The organism is Lachnospiraceae bacterium JLR.KK008 (assembly GCA_037015955.1).
Taxonomy (GTDB): Bacteria; Bacillota; Clostridia; order Lachnospirales; family Lachnospiraceae; genus VSOB01.
Map to the genome: position 1 here is coordinate 1,093,547 of CP143548.1, position 19,506 is coordinate 1,113,052.

The window sequence follows — 19,506 nt, forward strand, 5'->3', positions numbered from 1 at the left end:
ATTAAAGCATGGCAGAATATAATCATATTGAAATAATGCGAGAAGAAATGGTACGACCGTATAAGTTTCCGCCATATAAAAATGCACCACATCCACCTGTACGCAATAGGAAGCAACATGGAGAGGAACTGAAAATACAATTGGAGACATCATTAAATGAGATTTTAGTTAAAAGACGTGATATTGGAATTCAGTCTGAAAATCTTGTTGTCTTGGAATTAATGAGTGATGCGCTTTCACCTAAGCGACTTGAAGATTTGGTGCGCAAATTTAATATGTATTTAGTAGAAGAAACTGATATACCAAATAGTAATAAGTCCAAACTTGTAGTTCAATTTGAAAATGTGAATGACATACAGGCGTTTAATCATGAAAGAAATTTATGGGAAGAAGATGATGAAAGTGAATCTATTATGACATATGCGCAGAGAAGAGACATATTTTGCTGTATAGATACCATAAGAACAGTAACAAGAGAAGACAGAATAGGAGTCAGGTTAAAAGAGTATTTTACAAATGCTGCCTTATTTCCAACGGGATTATTTGTTGTGAATATAGATGTTTGGTTTAATGGAGAAAAAACGACAGCACTTGAAGTTGAAGGGCAAATTAGGGATGTCTTAGGAACTGGAGGAAGTAAGCTGTTAGGGGATTTATTTCAGACACCAAGTTTACTTTTGGGAAGAGTATTAGTGAATGAATTTACGCTAAATGCTTTATTAGATATGGATATTATTGCAATGATAGAATTGCCATTTAGTAAGGTTTCTTCAGAACCATTTGAATTATTGAAGTCAGATTATGAACCTATTGTACAGGACGAATTAACAGATGAAGCACCATTGGCGGCAGTTTTGGATTCAGGAGTGTATACTGGAAACCCGTTATTAGAGCATGTAGTTGTTGCCGAGGAAGAGTTTGATATGACGGAAAATACAACAACAGATATGAATGGACATGGTACGGGAGTTGCAGGCATTGTAGTGTATGGAGACTTTGATAAATGCCTGCAGACCAATATTTTTAAGCCATTGGTTAGGATTTGTAATGGAAAAATAATGCATGATGAAGAGGGAGAGCCTTGTTTCCCATTGGACAAAAGACCAGAGCAAATGGTAAAAGAAGCAATAGAATATTTTCATGACGAATTTGGATGTAGAATATTCAATTTATCTGTTGGAGACAGAGAACAGCTGTATTGTGGTGGACGGCAGTTTGCATGGGCAGAAATGCTGGATGCGTTATCACGAGAGTTGGATATTGTCATTGTTATAAGTGCAGGAAATTTAGATAATCCGGAGTTGGCGGAATTTATTTCACGTGAACAGTTAATGGAACAATGTCGTGATCAGTTATTTCAGAAGGAACATAGGCTTATTGCTCCAGCAACATCAGCATTAGGAATAACTGTTGGATCTATAACCAGATTTGATGAGCCATCTGCGATTCCTCATGGGATTGCAAGAATTTCTGTTGGTAAGAAAGATTATCTATCTGTGTTTACCAGAATAGGAAAAGGAGTAAATAAAGCAATAAAACCTGATTTTGTTGATTATGGTGGGAATTTTGCCGTTTCACAGTTTACGAGGGGAAGAAATCAATGGTTTAAAAAAGATATGAGATTGTTGGAGCCTACACTGAATAATGGTAATGATAAAATATTTAAGGGATATTGTGGAACAAGTTTTTCTGCTCCGCATGTTACACATATAGCAGCAAGAATAGAAAGAGCATTAGAAAAACAATTGAATGAGAAGCCGTCTGCAAACTTGATACGTTCATTATTAGTAAATTCAGCAAGATGTACGGAAGATATGATTGAATGGGGCGAGAAATCTAAAGATGGATTATATACAGGTAAAGATAATCCCAAACAAGAAAGAAGACTTCGGCTGTATGGGTTTGGAAAAGCCGATGAAAGTGTATTATATTCCGATTATAACAGAGTGACATTATTTGCGGAGGACAGGCTTTCATTACGCTCTTTTCATCTTTATAAAATACCAATGCCTAAAGAGTTTTTGCTGACGAAGGCAGATAAAACTATTTCAATCAGTTTGGCATATAATCCCATAACAAGACTTAGCAGAAAGGATTATTTAACAAATAATTTGTGGTTTGAGGTTTTTAGGAAGATAGATGAAGAGACGTTAGTTCAGTATAAGGCAAAAAAGGAGTCAGGGCAAGACAACGAAGATGATTTGGATAAATTTCCAAATCAATATAAAGCGGATTTTTCTCCGGGATATAAGGAAATTAGTAAAGGAACATTGCAACAACGTATTTGGAAAAAGAAAGCCAGAGGTGGGAAGGATTTACTTTGGGACGTAAATGATCCATACATATATATTTTGGTTACTGGTAAAGAAAGATTTAAGTATGCCGAACAGGAAATGCCGCAGGATTACGCATTGGCTATTACTTTTTCTTATGACGGTGAAGAAGATATTAAATTATATGACAGATTAAACGCAAATGTCAGAGTGAGAAGGCGTCAGGAAGAGAGGGCACGCGACAGAGCAAGGCAAAAGTGATTTTAAGCATAGCATGGTGGCATAATCTATATGGATGGAACAAAAGATATTAGATTTGGAGGAAAATTATGGCAACAGGGACTACGAATATAGGATTCGAAGAGAAGCTGTGGCAGGCGGCGGATAAATTACGCTCTAATATGGATGCGGCAGAGTATAAACATGTAGTATTGGGGCTTATATTTTTAAAATATGTTTCTGATTCATTTGAAGAAAAATACCAACAATTATTAGCAGAAGGTTATGGAGATGAAGAAGATAGAGACGAATACATAGCAGAAAATATTTTCTATGTACCTATAGACGCTCGATGGAGTGAAATTAAAAAGTATGCCACCAGTACGGATATTGGCAAGGTTATAGATCATGCAATGGATGCAATAGAAAAAGAGAATGATTCATTAAAGGGGGTTTTGACTAAAAATTATTCCCGTCAAGAGTTGGACAAAACAAGACTTGGAGAACTTGTGACACTTTTTACGAATATTGAAGTTGGTTCAACAGCAGCGCAGGAAAGGGATGTTTTAGGCAGGGTATATGAATATTTTCTAAGTAAGTTCGCAAGCGCAGAGGGAAAACTGGGTGGAGAATTTTATACACCTTCTTGTATTGTTCGTACCCTTGTTTCAATGATAGAGCCATTTGAAGGACAGATTTTTGATCCGGCTTGCGGAAGTGGTGGTATGTTTTGTCAGTCGGCACGGTTTGTCAGGGAACATCAGGGAAATGTCAGGGATATTTCTATTTTTGGGCAGGAGAGCAACCCTACTACATGGAAATTGGCAAAGATGAATTTGGCAATTAGGCAGTTGGAGGCGAATCTTGGAAAGCATAATGCAGATTCGTTCCACGACGATCAACATAAGATGTTAAAAGCAAATTACATATTGGCGAATCCGCCGTTCAATATTTCAGATTGGGGCGGAGAACGGTTACAAGAAGATATTCGTTGGAAATATGGCATTCCTCCTGTTGGAAATGCGAATTTCGCTTGGCTTCAACATATGTTGCATCATTTGAATCCGGCAGGTGGTGTGTGCGGCACAGTTTTAGCGAATGGTTCTTTGAGTTCAAATACATCAAATGAGGGAAATATCCGTACAAATATGGTAAAAGGTGATGTTGTGGAATGTATCGTAGCGATGCCAAGTCAGCTTTTTTATTCTACAGGTATTCCGGTTTCACTGTGGATTATGCGGAAGGGAAAGACAGAACACTCCAAAAATAAAGTGCTTTTTATTGATGCAAGAAAATTAGGGCATATGATAGACCGGAAAGTCAGGGAACTGTCGGAAGAAGATATTAGAAAGATTGCGGATACATATCAGAATTGGAGACAGGGAAAAGAATATGAGGATATTCAGGGCTTTTGTAAGGAAGCATTATTAGCGGAGATTGGAGAGCAGGATTACATTTTAACGCCGGGGCGATATGTGGGGATAGAGCAGGAAGAAGAGAACGGAGAGCCATTTGAGGAAAAAATGCAGAGGCTGACTTCGGAACTGTCAGGATTGTTTGCAAAATCGCGTGAGTTGGAAGATGAAATAAGGAATAAATTGGGGGCGATTGGGTATGAACTTTGATTTGGGAGAGGTTTACAAAACTTATGAGAATCTAAAGGAAAAGTATGATTTTAAGGAATATGAGGATGAAATTGAAGGGAATGACAAAGTTTTAAATAGTATTCCGTTTGATATGCAGAAAGCGCAACAAAGAATATCTATGCTCACAGGAAAGTACCGAATGGAGCTTAATCTGTTGGCGCATATTTATGGAAATAACATGAGTGTAACCAGTCAGCCTGTTTCAAAACCACCAGAGATTTTATGGAATGAGTTGAGATATATCAATCAACATATTCCATTATTTGCATTGGAGAGGAAAGGGATTTCCGATTATCTAAATCACAAAATGGGGTTTTGAAGAGGTTAAAATTATAATAGGCAAGAAGGAATGCGAATAAGGTGCGTAAGAAATAGGTAGATGAAGGTGGCGAATATATGGCAAAATGGTTTCCAAAAAGATTAGATGAAATTGTTGAATTCAATCCCCGTGAAACAATTAAAAAAGGTGTCATTGCAAAGAAAATTGCAATGGATAAATTACAGCCCTTTTGTAGGGATATCACAGAATTTGAATTAGAATCTTTTTCAGGCGGTACAAAATTCCGAAATGGTGACACTATTATGGCAAGAATAACACCATGTTTGGAAAATGGGAAAACGGCTAAAGTTAATATTTTAGATGATGGAGAAGTTGGTTTTGGCTCTACCGAGTATATTGTTTTTAGGGCAAGAGAAGGAGTAGATGCAGATTTTGTATATTATTTGATATCTAGCCCATTAGTTAGAGAACCGGCAATTAAGTCAATGGTAGGATCTTCTGGAAGGCAGAGGGTTCAAACGGATGTGGTTCAGGGCATAACAGTGATGGTTCCGACGTTGGAGGAACAGGAAGCCATCGCAGGTATTCTAAAATTGTTGGATGATAAAATTGCGGTAAATAGAAAAATAAACCATAATTTAGAGCAACAAGTTCAATCTTATTTTCAAGAATTATTTGTTGATAATGTTGCCCCTGAGTGGATTACCGGTACAATCAGCGATTTCGGTGCTGTTGTTGGAGGTAGTACGCCTTCTAAAGCCAAACCAGAGTATTACACTAAGTCTGGAATTGCATGGATAACGCCGAAGGATCTATCCATCAATAAGTCAAAGTTCATCTCCCATGGTGAAAATGACATCACTGACCTTGGCTTAAAGAACAGTAGTGCAACCATCATGCCCAAAGGAACTGTTTTATTCTCATCTCGTGCGCCAATAGGTTACATTGCTATCGCTGCTGGTGAAGTAACGACAAATCAGGGTTTCAAATCGATTGTACCTAAACTGGAGATTGGAACAGCTTTTGTGTATTTCTTTTTGAAACGCAATCTCTCGATTATTGAAGGTATGGCTTCGGGATCTACCTTCAAAGAAGTTTCTGGCAGCACAATGAAAAACATTCCTGCGGTCATTCCTGATAATGAAACACTTGCCAAATTTAATGATTTTTGTGCTCCTATATTTGCGCAACAGCAAGTTTTAGAAGAGCAAAGTCAATCACTTGTAATATTGAGAGATAATTTGCTACCAAAGCTGATGTCTGGCGAGGTCGATGTCTCCGACATCCTGCTCTAAGCCATTAAATTATTGTTTAAAGTGATTATAGTCAGTGGATTCTTTAGTATATCATAATGATTGGAGGGTAAAAATGAAAATTGATAAAATAGTAGAATATTGCGATAGAAATATAAAGAAATATGCGTCGAAAAGAGTATGTGAAGATTGTAATCATTGTACGAAATGTCCGGGCAATTGTGGGAAATGTTTGGATCAAGTTCATTTGTCTAGGGAAGTAGATGAACGACAAGATTATGATTGTTCATATATGGTACAATATTATGTTTGCAGATATATGTATGCATATGCTTCTGAAATAGGAGATTGTCTGAATATTATAGAAAGCGAAATTATGGAGTTGCCGCATATTAACATGTTATCAATAGGTTCAGGACCCTCACCAGATTTGTATGCTTTATGGAAATTTAAGAAAGATAAAAAATATTCAAAACCAATATCGTACATTGGATTTGAACATAATAAATATTGGGAAGATATCAATGAAAAGACAAAGGAAATATTTTCAAAATCTAATATTGGTATACAATATTTTTATGAAGATGCTATCGAAACTTTCAAAAACCAAAAAATGGCTAAAACAAATATTTTAGTTTTACAATATGTTTTATCTCATGTAGTTTATAATGGAAGAGAGGATGAGATTGAAGAATTCTTTAATAACCTTATTGAAAATGTGATTTTAAGTATGGAGGATAGGGCATTTATAATCATTAATGACATCAATCATTATTTAGCGAGAGATAGATTTGAGTTGTTGGAAGAAATGATTGAAGATCACGGAAAAAATATACGAGTACATAAGTATTATTATCCGTATGATGGTATAAAAGATGGCCAAAGAGATGGAACAGCGCATGAGAGTTGTGACTTGGATTGGGATTATGAAATAGATAATGAATTTGTTGATGATTATAATGTAAGAGCAATGTGTAGAAGTGCGCAACATATAATAGAGGTGTTTTGATGATATTAAGTGTGAGTAGGAGAACAGATATCCCAAATTACTATTCGGAATGGTTTATTAATAGAATTAAAGAGGGGTATCTATATGTTAGAAATCCAATGAATATTCATCAGGTAAGTAAGATTGATTTGTCTCCACAAACGGTGGACTGTATCGTATTTTGGACAAAAAATCCTTTGCCAATGATGGATAAGTTAGATCAATTAAAAGAATATAATTATTATTTTCAGTTTACTTTGACAAGTTATGGAAAAGATATTGAGCCGAACTTGCCAGATAAGAGAAAACAGGTAATAAATACTTTTTGCCAATTGTCTTCAAAAATTGGGAAAGAAAAAGTGATTTGGAGATACGACCCCATTCTTTTTACGGATAGATATACAGAAGAATACCATATCAAGGCTTTTCGTGAAATTACAAATGCATTGCAAGGATATACGGACAAAGTGGTAATAAGTTTTGTTGATTTGTATGCTAAAACAAAGAAAAATATGAAAGACATTCATGTAGTAAAATTAGAAGATAGTAGATTTTTTGAGTTTGTATCAGAACTTTCGCTTATTGCTAAAGATAATAAGATGAAAATTGCAACATGTGCAGAAGAAATTGATTTGGCTTCGTATGGAGTAGGACATAATTGTTGTATAGATAAGGAATTGATAGAAAAAATAATCGGTTGTAAGATAAGTGTAAAAAAAGATAAGAATCAGAGAGAAGAATGTGGATGTATTGAAAGCATAGAAATAGGTTCTTATAATACATGTAAGAATGCTTGTAAATATTGCTATGCAAATTATTCAGACGAAAAAGTTAATAGCAATTGTCAGATGTATAATCCGCAATCTCCTCTATTATGTGGAACAATAACCAAAGAAGATAAAATTACTGAACGTAAGATGAAATCTTTAAAAGAGGGGCAAATAAGTATATTTGATTTATAGCAGGAAAGGATTGGACGTTATGCCAATTAATGAAAATACATTAGAACAGGTCATCATATCAGAACTACAGGAAAAAGGATACGAATACCTCTATGGACCAGACATTGACAGAGATTACCATGAAGTGATTTTGAAAGAATACTTTGACTCTGCTATGCTGAAAATAAATCCGAAAATTACATCTGATATTATAGAAGAAGCCTACAAATCCATAAAAAACCTCGGACTGTTAAAGTTAGAAGATATGAATGCCGCCTTTCATAAGTATCTGATTGAAGGTGTTCCTGTTTCTTATCGTGTGAACGGCGAGCAGTCCACTTTCACAGTGCATCTGATAGATTTTGAAAATCCGCAATTAAATGATTTTAAGGTTATCAATCAGTACACCGTCATAGAATACAAGAATAAAAGACCGGATATACTGGTTTTTATCAATGGTATTCCGATGGTGCTTTTTGAATTAAAAAACATGGTTCATGCTGATACTATGGTAGAGGATGCCTATAAGCAGATAAAGAATTATCAGTTGGATATCCCCACATTGTTCTATTATAATGCGTTTAATGTTATAAGCGATGGCTTGGATACAAGAGTGGGAACAATAACTTCTGATTTTACAAGATACATGACATGGAAATCGGAGAATGGGGAAAGACCTGAAGAATCAGGGGTAAATTATTTTACAACGCTTATTAACGGAGTATTTCCGAAGGAAAGGATACTGGACATTCTTCGTAATTTTATTGTGTTTCAAGACATCAAAGGCAAGACAGTAAAAATTATTGCGGGATATCATCAGTATTTTGCAGTCAGAAAAGCGGTTGAACGCACTAAGAAATCATTGGATGAAAACAGCCGGAAGGTTGGCGTAGTATGGCATACGCAAGGGAGCGGCAAAAGTCTGTCTATGGTATTTTATACAGGATGTATTGTCAGCAACCCTGAGTTTAACAATCCAACCATTGTTGTTCTTACAGACCGTAATGATTTGGACAACCAGCTTTTTGGTACGTTCTGTGCCAGTTCAAAATTACTGCTGCGTCAGACGCCCAAACAAGCCCAGAACCGAGAAAATCTGAAAGATTTGTTGCGGGTAAATGCTGGCGGAATTATATTTACCACGATTCAAAAGTTTGAAGAAAGCAGTGAAATTTTAAGCGAGCGAAGCAATATTATTTTTATGGCTGACGAGGCGCATCGGTCACAGTATGGACTTGATGGCAAGCTGGACAGGAAAACAGGCGAGTGGAAGTATGGAATGGCAAAGTATATGCGGGATTCACTTCCCAATGCCACATTCATAGGATTTACCGGAACACCAATTGATTTTGATGATAAATCTACAGTTGAGGTTTTTGGCGATTACATAGATATTTATGATATGACACAGGCGGTTGAGGATGGTGCAACTGTGCCTATTTATTATGAAAATCGTACCGCAAAGCTCAAGTTGAATGCAAACCTGTTAAAGAAAATAGATGCAGAATATGATAAGTTGGCAGCGGAAGCATCTGAGATTGCAATAGAGAAATCCAAATCTGATCTGTCATCCATAGAGGCAATCATTGGCTCAAAGGAGCGTTTGAGCCTGCTGGCGGATGATATTATTGCACATTATGAAGACAGGCAGTATGTTCTGACGGGGAAGGCAATGATTGTTTGTATGACACGCAGGATTGCCATTAATTTGTATAAAATCATTTTGGAAAAGCGCCCTGAATGGAAAAATAAGATTAAGGTAGTACTTACTTCCAGTAATAAGGATGAAGAAGAATGGCATGATATTATTGGAAATAAGGCATACCGGGATCAGCTTATGGTTGAATTTAAGGATGAAAAGAACGAATTCAAGATTGCCATAGTTGTGGATATGTGGCTGACTGGTTTTGATGTTCCATCAATGGCAACCATGTATATAGATAAGCCGATGAAAGGTCACAATCTGATGCAGGCGATTGCGCGTGTAAACAGAGTGTATAAGGATAAAGAAGCCGGACTGATTGTTGATTATATCGGCATGGCTGCAGAGCTGAAGACAGCTTTAAGTCAGTATACAAAGAGAGATCAGGATAAGATTTCTGACTTGGGACAGGCTTATTCGATTGCGCTTGGAAAACTTGAAATTATGAGAGATTTCTTTTATGGATTTGACTATTCAGCGTTCTTTGGAGATTCAGATACAGAACGACTGGCTGTTATTGCAGACGGCGTAAATTTTGCCCTTGAATTTGAGGAAGATGAAAAGAAGGAGTACATCAAAGAAGCCACAGCACTCAGCCAAGCAGAAACCTTATGCCGAAGTCTGCTTGATTTACCTACAAAGCAGGAAATTGAATTTTTTAAGAGTATTAAGGATGGACTCTGCAAGTGCGGAGGACGGGTGGGGATTACCTCGAACGAAATCAATGCAAGAATAATGACAATGCTTGAGCAGGCAATAGAACAGGACGGTGTGTATAATATATTTGCACAGGCTGGTAAGAAGAATCCTGAAATTTCAATATTGTCTGATGAATACATGGACAAAATCCGTAAAATGAAGCATAAAAATATAGCCGCAGAGATGCTGCGTAAATTGCTGGAGGACAACATTCGTGTATTTGCAAGGACTGGTGTTGTAAAGTCACAGCTTTTTTCGGAGAAGATGCAGAAATTATTAAAAATTTACAATAACAGATTGATTACCAGCGCAGAGGTAATAGAAGAATTATTGAATCTGTCAAGGGAAATGACAGAAGCATATAAGGCTGGGGATGAAAAGGGTTTGTCAGTGGAGGAACTGGCATTTTATGATGCGCTGGCAGCAGATTCCGAAGTCCTTAAAAAGATGCAAGATGAGGTTTTAGTGGAAATGGCACAGGAATTGACTGAATTAATTCGTAGGAGCAGGACGGTTGACTGGGATAAGAAAGAGTCTGCCCGTGCTTATATGCGAACGCAGGTAAAACATCTTCTGAGAAAGTATAAGTATCCGCCGGAGAAAGCTAAAGGAGCTATTGACATCGTGATTAAGCAGGCGGAGCTGATGAGCAGTAATATTAAGCCTGAATCAGTAGTTTATGATTTGGGGCCATGGACAAAACCTTTGATGGTGGCAGAGGATTCAGTATATGGCATGAATGAAAAAAATAATGTGTGATTTGTCAGACAGTGTCTGACAAATTTAGAAAGGAAATGCTATGGATGAATTGGTAAAAAATTCAGCAGGTTTTGAAAAAATGATTTCGGATATTGAAGCATTGGTAAATACATCAAAAAATGAATTAGCGACATCAATAAATAAAGTGATGACGGTGACTTACTGGAGCATTGGAAAATACATTGTTGAATTTGAACAGGATGGCAATGCGAAAGCAGCATATGGAAAAAATTTGCTTTCCACAATATCAAAGGAGCTGACATTACGTTTGGGAAAAGGGTATAGTCGTCCAAACTTAAATAATATGAGAAAGTTTTATTTAAAATATTCAAATTGTCAGACAGTGTCTGACAATTTATCATGGTCCCATATATGCGAATTGATAAAAATAGATGATGAACTCGAACGCAGCTTTTATGAGAAAGAATGTGTTGTGGAAAACTGGAATGTCAGAACATTGCGGAGACAGATGGATTCAGCGTTGTTTTTGCGATTGGCTTCCAGCAGGGATAAAGAAGGAATTTTAAAGTTGGCCCAAAATGGCATTGAGTGCCAAAGTCCGGAAGATATTGTAAAGAGCACATATACGTTGGAATTTTTAAATATTCCAGAGCAGGAAAAGTATAGTGAAAATGATTTGGAACAAAAAATTATAGACAATTTACAAAAGTTTTTGTTGGAATTGGGCAAAGGATTTACATTCGTTAAGCGGCAGTATCCTTTAACAATCAATAATGTTCATTACCATGTGGATTTAGTATTTTATCATAGAATTTTGAAATGCTTTGTTCTGATAGATTTAAAGAAAAACTCTGTTCAACATGAAGATATTGGGCAGATGAACATGTATATGGGTTATTTTGCAATAGAAGAAAATATGCCAGATGATAATCCGCCTATTGGAATTATATTAAGCAAAAACAAGGATGAATTATTGGTAGAATATGCAACGTATGGAATGGACAGTAATTTATTTGTATCTAAATATGAGTTATACTTACCAAATCGAAAAGAACTTGAAAAATTGGTCAAAGATATTTTAGATGACGAAGAAAATTAGGAACAAATTTAGATAGTGTGTTTTAATGATAAGGTGCTGATTGAATATTTGGGCGAACTGAGTGATTTGAATAGCACGACATTTGAGGGCATAATTTAACTTTCGCTAACTTTTACTAAGAGGCAAATTTATGTTTCACAACAGCATATACAATGTCAAAAACCTTTATTTTATGCGGTTTTTGACATTGTTTTTATGATTTGGATAAAGTTTTAACTTTCGCTAACTTTCATGGCGACCAAAATGTTATTGACGATGGCGGGAACATTCAATGTATTTATTTTTATATGCCAAAGCTTGCTCCGGTTTCTGCCATCGGGAATACAGGTTATTCAGGTACAAATAAACAGTTTTGGCATAATCGTTATCGGTTCCCATGACTTCCGAAATAATATTTTCCGCAGATAAAAGATGAAGTTCGGCTTCTTTAGCATTGCCCTCGGAAAGCGCAATCGCACCATACATCATCTGGCAGACTCCATTATCTAAAGTTTGTGTTCCCTCATGTTCCAAAACAAGATTCTCATAGGAGGCAAGAACCTGTTTTGCAATATCTGTATTTTTGGAGAGGATCAACATATTGGTAAGATTCAACAACTGTTGTAGCATATCATGTGATTCTGCCAGTCCAAGATGTACATATTCCTGACGGATGGTTAAAGCAGTATGGAGCATTTCAGCAGCCTCTTTTGTCTTTTTCATCAGCAGGTATGTATTGGAAAGATTGTTGTACAGGTTTGAAAGCAGATTTGCTGTCCGCTGGTCAGCATCTTCTGTATGGTACGGTTCTAAGATACTGACAGCTTTTAACCGTTTCTTCAAGGCATTTTTATAATCATTTTTGATAAGAAACAGTTCTGCCTTATAGTCAAGAAGCAACGCCCTGTCGCAGTAGGAATGCGTATCCTGTTTCATTACATACTCTATCCGTTCTACAAGTTTTGGCAGATAGTTCGTCACAAGATATTTTTCAAGACATGGGAACATATCCTGAAGGAACAGCAGATAATCCTCTGGTATGTCTGCTAAAATATTTTCTGTAATGCTGATAAGCGAATCAATCACATTCTGTGGTCTTTTAACTTCCAGTCCATGCACAAGGCAGATGCAATGCAGACTGTCAAGCAGTGTATGGCAGTTTGATACGGACGGTAAAGTTTCCAGTGCAACAATCTCTCTTATCAGTGGGTGCAGACTGATTTTCCGGTTTTCTTTGTCATCATGGATAAAACCGTATTTGGCAAGATAATTCACATCATTTAACGAGGGCAGTTTCAGCCAGTTCTTAAAAGCTTTTTTTAATACGCCGGAGGCAGAAAGCAGGGAAAGGTTACGCAGGACATCAAGACAGGGATCAGACAGTTTCCCAAGCTGTAACAGTTTCCTTAAATGCTCTGCCATCAGTCCATCAGTGTAATCTCCATCCTTATATAATTCAACAGCTTCACCGGAAGCAATGCTCAGCCCACAGGTCTGTAGTTCATATAACAGTTCTTCTGCTTCCATGCCGCTTGCGGATAAGGACAACGCTGACAACACAACGGTTAGCGTATGGTTGTGTACGGTGTGTATGATTTGCTTTGCTGCCAGTGTATCTTCTTTTGCGGAAGGGCACAGACGGTAAAACAGTTCCGGCAGTTCGGTATCTGTATCCAGTTCTTTTAATTCCATGATGGGGTACTGCGTAGGACGGCATCTGGTGGTTATCAATAGCTGAAAGTCATTCTGTGCAAATTCCCTGAAAAAGCTGTCATCCTTTGGAAGTGCATTGCAACGGTGTACAAAGGGAACATAATAAAAAACTTAATAATGGACTGCCAATCTTACACAAAGTACCGCCCAAACGAGACTACGGGCGGTATTTTTGTATCATGGCGGAGAAAGGAGGAACTTCCCACGGGGGCTTGACTGAAAAGTTGAGCCCTGAATATTATCCTCCTTGGGAGCCACCAGTTTCCCGCTTGAGAGCCATCCGGAATGGATATTTTCCACCTTCAGAGCCACCACAACATATTGTGCTGCCATGTATATTTGATTTTATTATGGATCTCCTTATAGTTATTTCTGGAGAACTGCAAATGCAGTATCACCAAATAATCTATAAGGAGGTCTTTTTATGTTTAAGAAGACAAAAGTCAGAAGCATTCTCGAACTTCTGGGAAAAAATCTAAGCGCAAGGGAGGTATCAAAAGTTTTAGGTGTATCCAGAAACACCGTCGCCGAAGTTCAGGCATTGTTTTTACAGTCAGGCAGATCGTGGGATGATATTTCTGAATGGGATGACGACAGACTCTATGGACTGTTTTATCCGGATAAGTTTAAATATAAGCCCAGATATGCACCGGTTGATTATTCTTACGTCCATAAGGAATTAAAGAAGACAGGCGTCACAGAGAAGCTCCTTTGGGAAGAATACTGTGCCAGATGTGAGAAAGACGGGGCACGTGCATGTTCTTATATAACATTTGCTAAAAATTATAAGAAATTTACGGCAGATAAAAACTATACGAGCCACATAGAACACAAACCCGGATTAGAGATTGAAGTTGACTGGTCCGGCCCTGCAATGAGCTATACGGAGCCGGATACCGGGGAACGTATAACAGCATACCTGTTTGTTGCAACTATGCCCTACAGCCAGATAAGCTATGTGGAAGCCGCAGCCAGTATGGATGAAAAAGCATGGCTTTCCTGTCATGTAAACATGTTCCGGTTTTTTGGCGGGACACCGGTAAAAGTTGTCTGTGATAACTTAAAAACCGGAGTGACCTCACATCCTAAAAGAGGTGAGATCATACTAAATGAGGCGTATCTTTCGCTTGGCGAGTATTATTCCGTAGCTATCATGCCAACAGGCGTCAAAAAGCCAAAGCAGAAAGCAAGTGTGGAAGGGAGTGTGGGTAAGATTGCCACGGCTGTTATCGCAAAACTCAGAAATGATACCTTCCCATCATTAGCCGCATTAAATGCCGGAATCCGAAAAGCGGTAAAAGAATTCAATGACAAGCCTTTCCAGAAGCGCCCCGGAAGCCGCCGGAGCATCTTTGAAACGGAAGAAAAACCATACTTGAGAGCCCTGCCGCTTATTCCCTATGAAGTCTGTGAATGGTCTTATGGGCATAAAGTCGGCAGCAACTCTCATATATGGTGGAACAAAGGTCAGTATTCCGTTCCATACAGGTATATCGGATACAAGGTGGATATCAAATTTAACAGCCATCTTGTATTTATCTATTATAACAGAACAGAGATAGCAAAGCATCCGATACTTTCCAAACATATGACAAACGGTATGCGGACAGAGCAAGCCCATCTTCCTTTGCCGCTCAAAAAAAATCTGTCAGTGGAAGATCTCTGTGACAAAGCAAGGGAAACAGGCCCCAAAACATTTGAGGTAATCCGCAGGATGTTTGACGAGGCAAAAGTGAAAGAACAACCCATGCAGACAGCAAGAGCCATACTTTCCATAGCGGATATCTATACACCGGAAGTCCTTGAAAAAGCATGTGATAAAGCGCTCAGGCAATACCATATGCCTTATTATAAGACTATATATTCCCATGCCAGGAGCATAAACAGTGCAAAAGAACTCACAGAGTTCAAGGAAAACAATCAGAAATTCGGAATTGTCAGAGGCGCAGATTATTACAAAAAAAGGAGAGACGACAAATGAACATTGAAATAAAAAAGAGTTTATCGGTATTAGAATTAAGCGACCTTGCAAGAATCATAGAAATGCAGGAAAAAGATATAAAACTTGTGGATCTAAGCTACGAAAAGCGTTTGGAACTGCTTCTGGAAACACTGATACAGGAACGGGAGAACAGGCTCATAAACAGACTGATCAGGAATGCTTACTTTAAATATCCTAGCGCAAGCTTGGAATCATTGGATTACGATTCCAGACAGATAAAAAAGTCCACGATCCTGAATCTGGCCACAATGGGATTTGTTTCCAATGCAACAAATCTTGTCATCACAGGACCGACCGGCGCTGGAAAGACTTACCTTGCATGCGCCCTTGGCGTGGAAGCGTGCAGACAAACTTACAGGGTTTTGTATATCAGGATGCCTGACCTGATGCGTAACTTTGAGAATCAGAACGACAACCTCAGGGAGCTTACAAAATACAGGAAAAGGATCGGCAACTATCAGATCCTTATCCTTGATGAGTGGCTTAATTACAAAATTTCCGAAAAAGACGCCAAGAACCTCTATGAGCTGTTTGAACAGCGCAGCGGGAATCATTCCACCGTCTTTGTCGGACAGTATCCTGTCGATGAATGGCATGGCAGGCTCGGCGGCGGAACGCAGGCAGATTCCATCATGGACAGGATTATCCATAATGCCTATGAAATCCCTACAAATGAAACAAACCTGAGAAAGCTGTATGATTCAAAGAAACTGAAAAAGCTTGTTGACGAAATAGAATCATGATCGTCTGAATAAGCTATACATGTTATTGCCTCTGTTGTATTTTGAAGCAACAGAGGCAGTACTACTATATCTTGTGTCCGGGGTGGCTCTCAAGGTGGAAACTTCCAGGTGGCTCTCAAGCGGGAAACTGGTGGCTCCCAAGGAGGATAATATTCAAAAGAGCTGATCTCTCTGCAACGGCGCTGTTCCAACAATCTCAATCAGGTTGCCATACACGCACATACCTATGGCGTGTACCCGGAGGAAATCGACGGATTGAAGCGGGACTATGAAAAACTGTGGAGCGAGGTGTCAAAGGTGCTGCGGGAGCTTTCCGAGCTGGTGGCAAAGTAAGACGAGGGCGGCAGGCTTCCGTTGCGGGGCTTGCCGCCCTGCTCTTTTTTTACCACTTCGGGCCAGCATGACCCGAAGCCCGTCATAAAAAATTCAGATTTTCAAGATTGTAGAACCAGCTCTATAATGATATAATAATTCAAGAAGGGAGGCTGATACCATGCTGAAAATGGTTATTCGCATGAATGATGATAAAATCACAGCCGAAAATAAGTACCGGCTGGATGGCATTTACAACACAATCAATCATACATTCCAAACCGTGGGCCTTCCCCGTATGGAGGATGGTTCCGGCGCTTTGGTATTCCGTGACTGCGGCAGAGCGAGGGATTTTAGTCTGTTCGGCCGGATCGTCAATACCTTGAAGCGGCAGACATGGTTTATGGATAATGTTTCTGTGTGGCGTCTTTGTGACAGTGACGATTCTGACAGTCCAGATGATTTCAATGAAGAAGATCTGTTGACCCACTATCAGGAAAAAACAGCAATGAGGGCTTGAGTTTTGGAGAGAAAATATTTCAAAGCCTTAAATTTTGATCTGGACACCCATCAATTAAAAGAGCATTACCCCGGAGCCAATTACCGACAGGCGTATGACGACTTGCGCCGGTTCTTCAAACGGCATCGTTTTTCTCACCGTCAAGGCTCCGGCTACATATCGGATGATAAGCTGGCAACTGCTGATATATACGATTTGATGGATGAATTAAGCAGACAGTTTCCGTGGATTGGAATATGCGTGAATAAAATTGATGTGACCAACGTGGGACGGCAGCACGATTTGACAGAGCTCTTGAAACCAGCAGAGGATATTGTTATCGACACTTCGCTGCTAACAGTTCCCGATTGCCCGCAGCAGGAAACAGAATAACAGAAATTCGGCAGGACATGAATGTGTCCTGCCGAATTTCTGTTTTCGGGCCATACTGGCCCGAAGGTTTGGGACAGGATTTACTAATCTTTCGCAACATTTATGTCCCCGGGCAGGCATGATAAAATAGGGGTAGGAAGGATAGATAAAGGAGGTTTTGAAGATGAAGATACTGCTGAAAATATTGGTTGCTCCCTTTGCTTTGGCGTTGTCCCTTCTGGCGGCTCTGCTGGTATTCCTGTTTGATATTTGTGCCGTCCTGCTGACGATTGCCTCTGTGATCCTGGCGGTGCTGGGTGTCGCTCTTTTTTTCACGCCGACGCCCATAGGCGGGATTGTATTTCTGTTTCTTGCCTTCCTTCTTTCGCCGTATGGACTGCAAGCGGCGGCGGGCTCCCTTCTTTGGGCGCTGGACGGAGGCAAATCCGCTCTGTACCGGTTTCTGGCAAGTTAAGCAGCCTCGGGCCATACTGGCCCGAAGTCGGGGCGGTCTGAATGGGTCGCCCTTTTCTCATGGAAAGGAGGGATGATTTTTGGCTACCACAACTTTGTTGCAGCGCCATGCGGGCGAAGGCGAAACGATTGCCGAGGCTATCCGGGATTGTCTGGACTATGGCAAGGACCCGGAGAAAACAGAAAGCGGAAAGTATATCTCCGCTTATGAATGTGATCCGGCCACCGTGGCGGACGAGTTCCTTTTGGCAAAGGCCAGCTATGCCGCTATGACGGGCCGGGAACAGAAGAAAGAAAATGATGTGCTGTGCTATCAGATACGACAATCCTTCTATCCGGGCGAGATTACCCCGAAGGAGGCAAACCGTATCGGCTATGAGCTGGCTATGCGCTGGACGAAGGGGCGGCACGCTTTTATCGTTACCACGCATACTGACAAGCAGCACATCCATTGTCACATTTATTACAACTCCACCACCCTTGACTGTACCCGGAAATTCCGAAACTTTTGGGGTTCCAGCTTTGCCCTCCGTCGGCTCTCTGACAGGCTGTGTCTTGAAAACGGGCTGTCCATTGTGGAGAACCCGAAGCCCCGGAGCAAGAGTAAGTATCGGAATTATGGAGAATGGCAGAAAGAACGAAAAGGGCCGCTTTCTTATCAGGACAGGCTGCGCCTTACCATTGATACTGTACTGGCGGAACGCCCCGCCGATCTGGATGAATTTCTTGTTCTGATGAAACGGGCCGGATATGAAGTCAAGAAGGTTCGGGGCGGCGGTATCAGTTTCCGGCTGACCGGGCAAGGGCAGGAACGCTTCACCCGTCTGCGTGCCTCCACGCTGGGGGACGGCTACGACTTGCAAGATGTTCTGGCCGCCATTGAGGGCAAAGAAAAACGCCCCGGGCACTCGGAGCGGAAAATCAGTCTGGCGGTGGATATTCAAGCAAAGCTGGCTGCCGGTAAGGGGCCGGGATATGAACGCTGGGCGAAGGTATTTAACATTAAGCAGATGGCCGCCGCTCTTGCCTATATACAAGACAATGGCCTGACCGATTATGAGCAGTTGGCGCAGAAGGCCACCGAGGCGGCAGACCGTTTCCATGCCATTTCCGAGCAGATCAAGCAGACAGAACAGGCCATGAAAACCAATGCCGGGCTAAAGGCCGCAACGGTTCAGTATGCCAAAACCCGTCCGGTCTTTGAGCAGTATAAGGCGACGAAGTACAGCCGGAAATTTCTTGCGGAGCATGAGGCCGACCTTGAACTGTACCGGGCTGCACAAGCGGAAATGCGCTCTCTGCTGGGCGGGGCAAAGCTCCCCAAAATGGATGTGCTGAAGGAAGAAGGCCGCAAGCTCACAGCAAGGAAAAAACAGCTCTATGGAGAATACCAAAAGGCACGACGGGATATGCAGGAGATTGTCACGATCAAGGCGAACATTGACACTCTGATGGGCTACACCGAGCCGGGCAGAAAGCATGAAAAGGAGCGTTGAGATTATGAAAACAAGGAGCAAAGCGACGCTGACACTTCGGGCCATGTTGGCCCGAAGATACGGGTTTGGGGCGAGCCCCAACAAGCCGCCTTTGTG

At 40.0% G+C, this 19,506-nt stretch carries 15 protein-coding genes and 1 pseudogene; 15 read left to right on the plus strand and 1 reads right to left on the minus strand.

The genetic code is table 11. The features are described 5' to 3' along the window. The first annotated feature begins 8 nt into the window (after positions 1-8). From V1224_05500 to V1224_05535, 8 genes are all read left to right on the plus strand, one after another. Positions 9-2,534 carry a S8 family peptidase gene (locus V1224_05500; GenBank protein WWR16889.1) on the plus strand — a complete coding sequence of 842 codons (2,526 nt, stop codon included), beginning with the start codon at positions 9-11 and terminating at the stop codon, positions 2,532-2,534. Between the two features lie 68 nt (positions 2,535-2,602). Then, the gene (locus V1224_05505; protein WWR16890.1) at positions 2,603-4,117 is read left to right on the plus strand and encodes a class I SAM-dependent DNA methyltransferase; all 1,515 of its coding nucleotides are present in this window, start codon (positions 2,603-2,605) and stop codon (positions 4,115-4,117) included. Next, on the plus strand, positions 4,107-4,457 hold the full coding sequence (locus V1224_05510) for a hypothetical protein (GenBank protein ID WWR16891.1): 351 nt from the start codon (positions 4,107-4,109) through the stop codon (positions 4,455-4,457). Before V1224_05505 ends, V1224_05510 begins: the two co-directional genes overlap by 11 nt. Before the next feature lie 77 nt (positions 4,458-4,534). Next, positions 4,535-5,713, plus strand: coding sequence for a restriction endonuclease subunit S (locus tag V1224_05515; GenBank protein WWR16892.1), 1,179 nt, complete (start codon positions 4,535-4,537; stop codon positions 5,711-5,713). A gap of 73 nt (positions 5,714-5,786) precedes the next feature. Then, entirely contained in the window at positions 5,787-6,680 is an 894-nt protein-coding gene (locus tag V1224_05520; GenBank protein ID WWR16893.1) for a hypothetical protein, read from the plus strand. Continuing rightward, positions 6,680-7,621, plus strand: a complete 942-nt coding sequence (locus V1224_05525) for a DUF1848 domain-containing protein (GenBank protein WWR16894.1) — start codon at positions 6,680-6,682, stop codon at positions 7,619-7,621. Before V1224_05520 ends, V1224_05525 begins: the two co-directional genes overlap by 1 nt. A gap of 19 nt (positions 7,622-7,640) precedes the next feature. Next, on the plus strand, positions 7,641-10,760 hold the full coding sequence (locus tag V1224_05530) for a type I restriction endonuclease subunit R (protein WWR16895.1): 3,120 nt from the start codon (positions 7,641-7,643) through the stop codon (positions 10,758-10,760). A gap of 40 nt (positions 10,761-10,800) precedes the next feature. Then, a complete protein-coding gene (locus V1224_05535) occupies positions 10,801-11,820 on the plus strand; it encodes a PDDEXK nuclease domain-containing protein (GenBank protein WWR16896.1) in 1,020 nt (339 codons plus the stop codon). 246 nt (positions 11,821-12,066) lie between these two features. Here the strand turns inward: V1224_05535 and V1224_05540 are convergent, their stop codons facing one another. Then, the gene (locus tag V1224_05540) at positions 12,067-13,491 is read right to left on the minus strand and encodes a hypothetical protein (GenBank protein ID WWR16897.1); all 1,425 of its coding nucleotides are present in this window, start codon (positions 13,489-13,491) and stop codon (positions 12,067-12,069) included. Between the two features lie 445 nt (positions 13,492-13,936). Here V1224_05540 and istA point away from each other — a divergent pair, with 445 nt between their 5' ends. The 7 genes and pseudogenes from istA to V1224_05575 all read left to right on the plus strand — a co-directional run bounded on the left by istA (position 13,937) and on the right by V1224_05575 (position 19,410). Beyond that, positions 13,937-15,493: an IS21 family transposase gene (istA, locus tag V1224_05545; GenBank protein WWR16898.1), complete on the plus strand. Its 1,557-nt coding sequence runs from the start codon at positions 13,937-13,939 to the stop codon at positions 15,491-15,493. Next, positions 15,490-16,257, plus strand: a complete 768-nt coding sequence (locus V1224_05550; GenBank protein ID WWR16899.1) for an ATP-binding protein — start codon at positions 15,490-15,492, stop codon at positions 16,255-16,257. The genes istA and V1224_05550 overlap by 4 nt, the downstream gene beginning before the upstream one ends. A 156-nt stretch (positions 16,258-16,413) precedes the next feature. After that, positions 16,414-16,590, plus strand: a pseudogene (gene mobC / locus V1224_05555) (plasmid mobilization relaxosome protein MobC). Positions 16,591-16,750: 160 nt separating this feature from the next. Beyond that, positions 16,751-17,089: a hypothetical protein gene (locus V1224_05560; GenBank protein ID WWR16900.1), complete on the plus strand. Its 339-nt coding sequence runs from the start codon at positions 16,751-16,753 to the stop codon at positions 17,087-17,089. Positions 17,090-17,092: 3 nt separating this feature from the next. Beyond that, positions 17,093-17,461 (plus strand): VapD family protein, encoded by a 369-nt coding sequence (gene vapD, locus V1224_05565; protein ID WWR16901.1) that lies wholly within the window; start codon positions 17,093-17,095, stop codon positions 17,459-17,461. Between the two features lie 163 nt (positions 17,462-17,624). Next, positions 17,625-17,915 (plus strand): CD1845 family protein, encoded by a 291-nt coding sequence (locus V1224_05570; protein WWR16902.1) that lies wholly within the window; start codon positions 17,625-17,627, stop codon positions 17,913-17,915. A 79-nt stretch (positions 17,916-17,994) separates the two neighbouring features. Further along, complete coding sequence (locus tag V1224_05575) at positions 17,995-19,410, plus strand: relaxase/mobilization nuclease domain-containing protein (GenBank protein WWR16903.1); 1,416 nt, start codon at positions 17,995-17,997, stop codon at positions 19,408-19,410. Positions 19,411-19,506 lie beyond the last annotated feature (96 nt).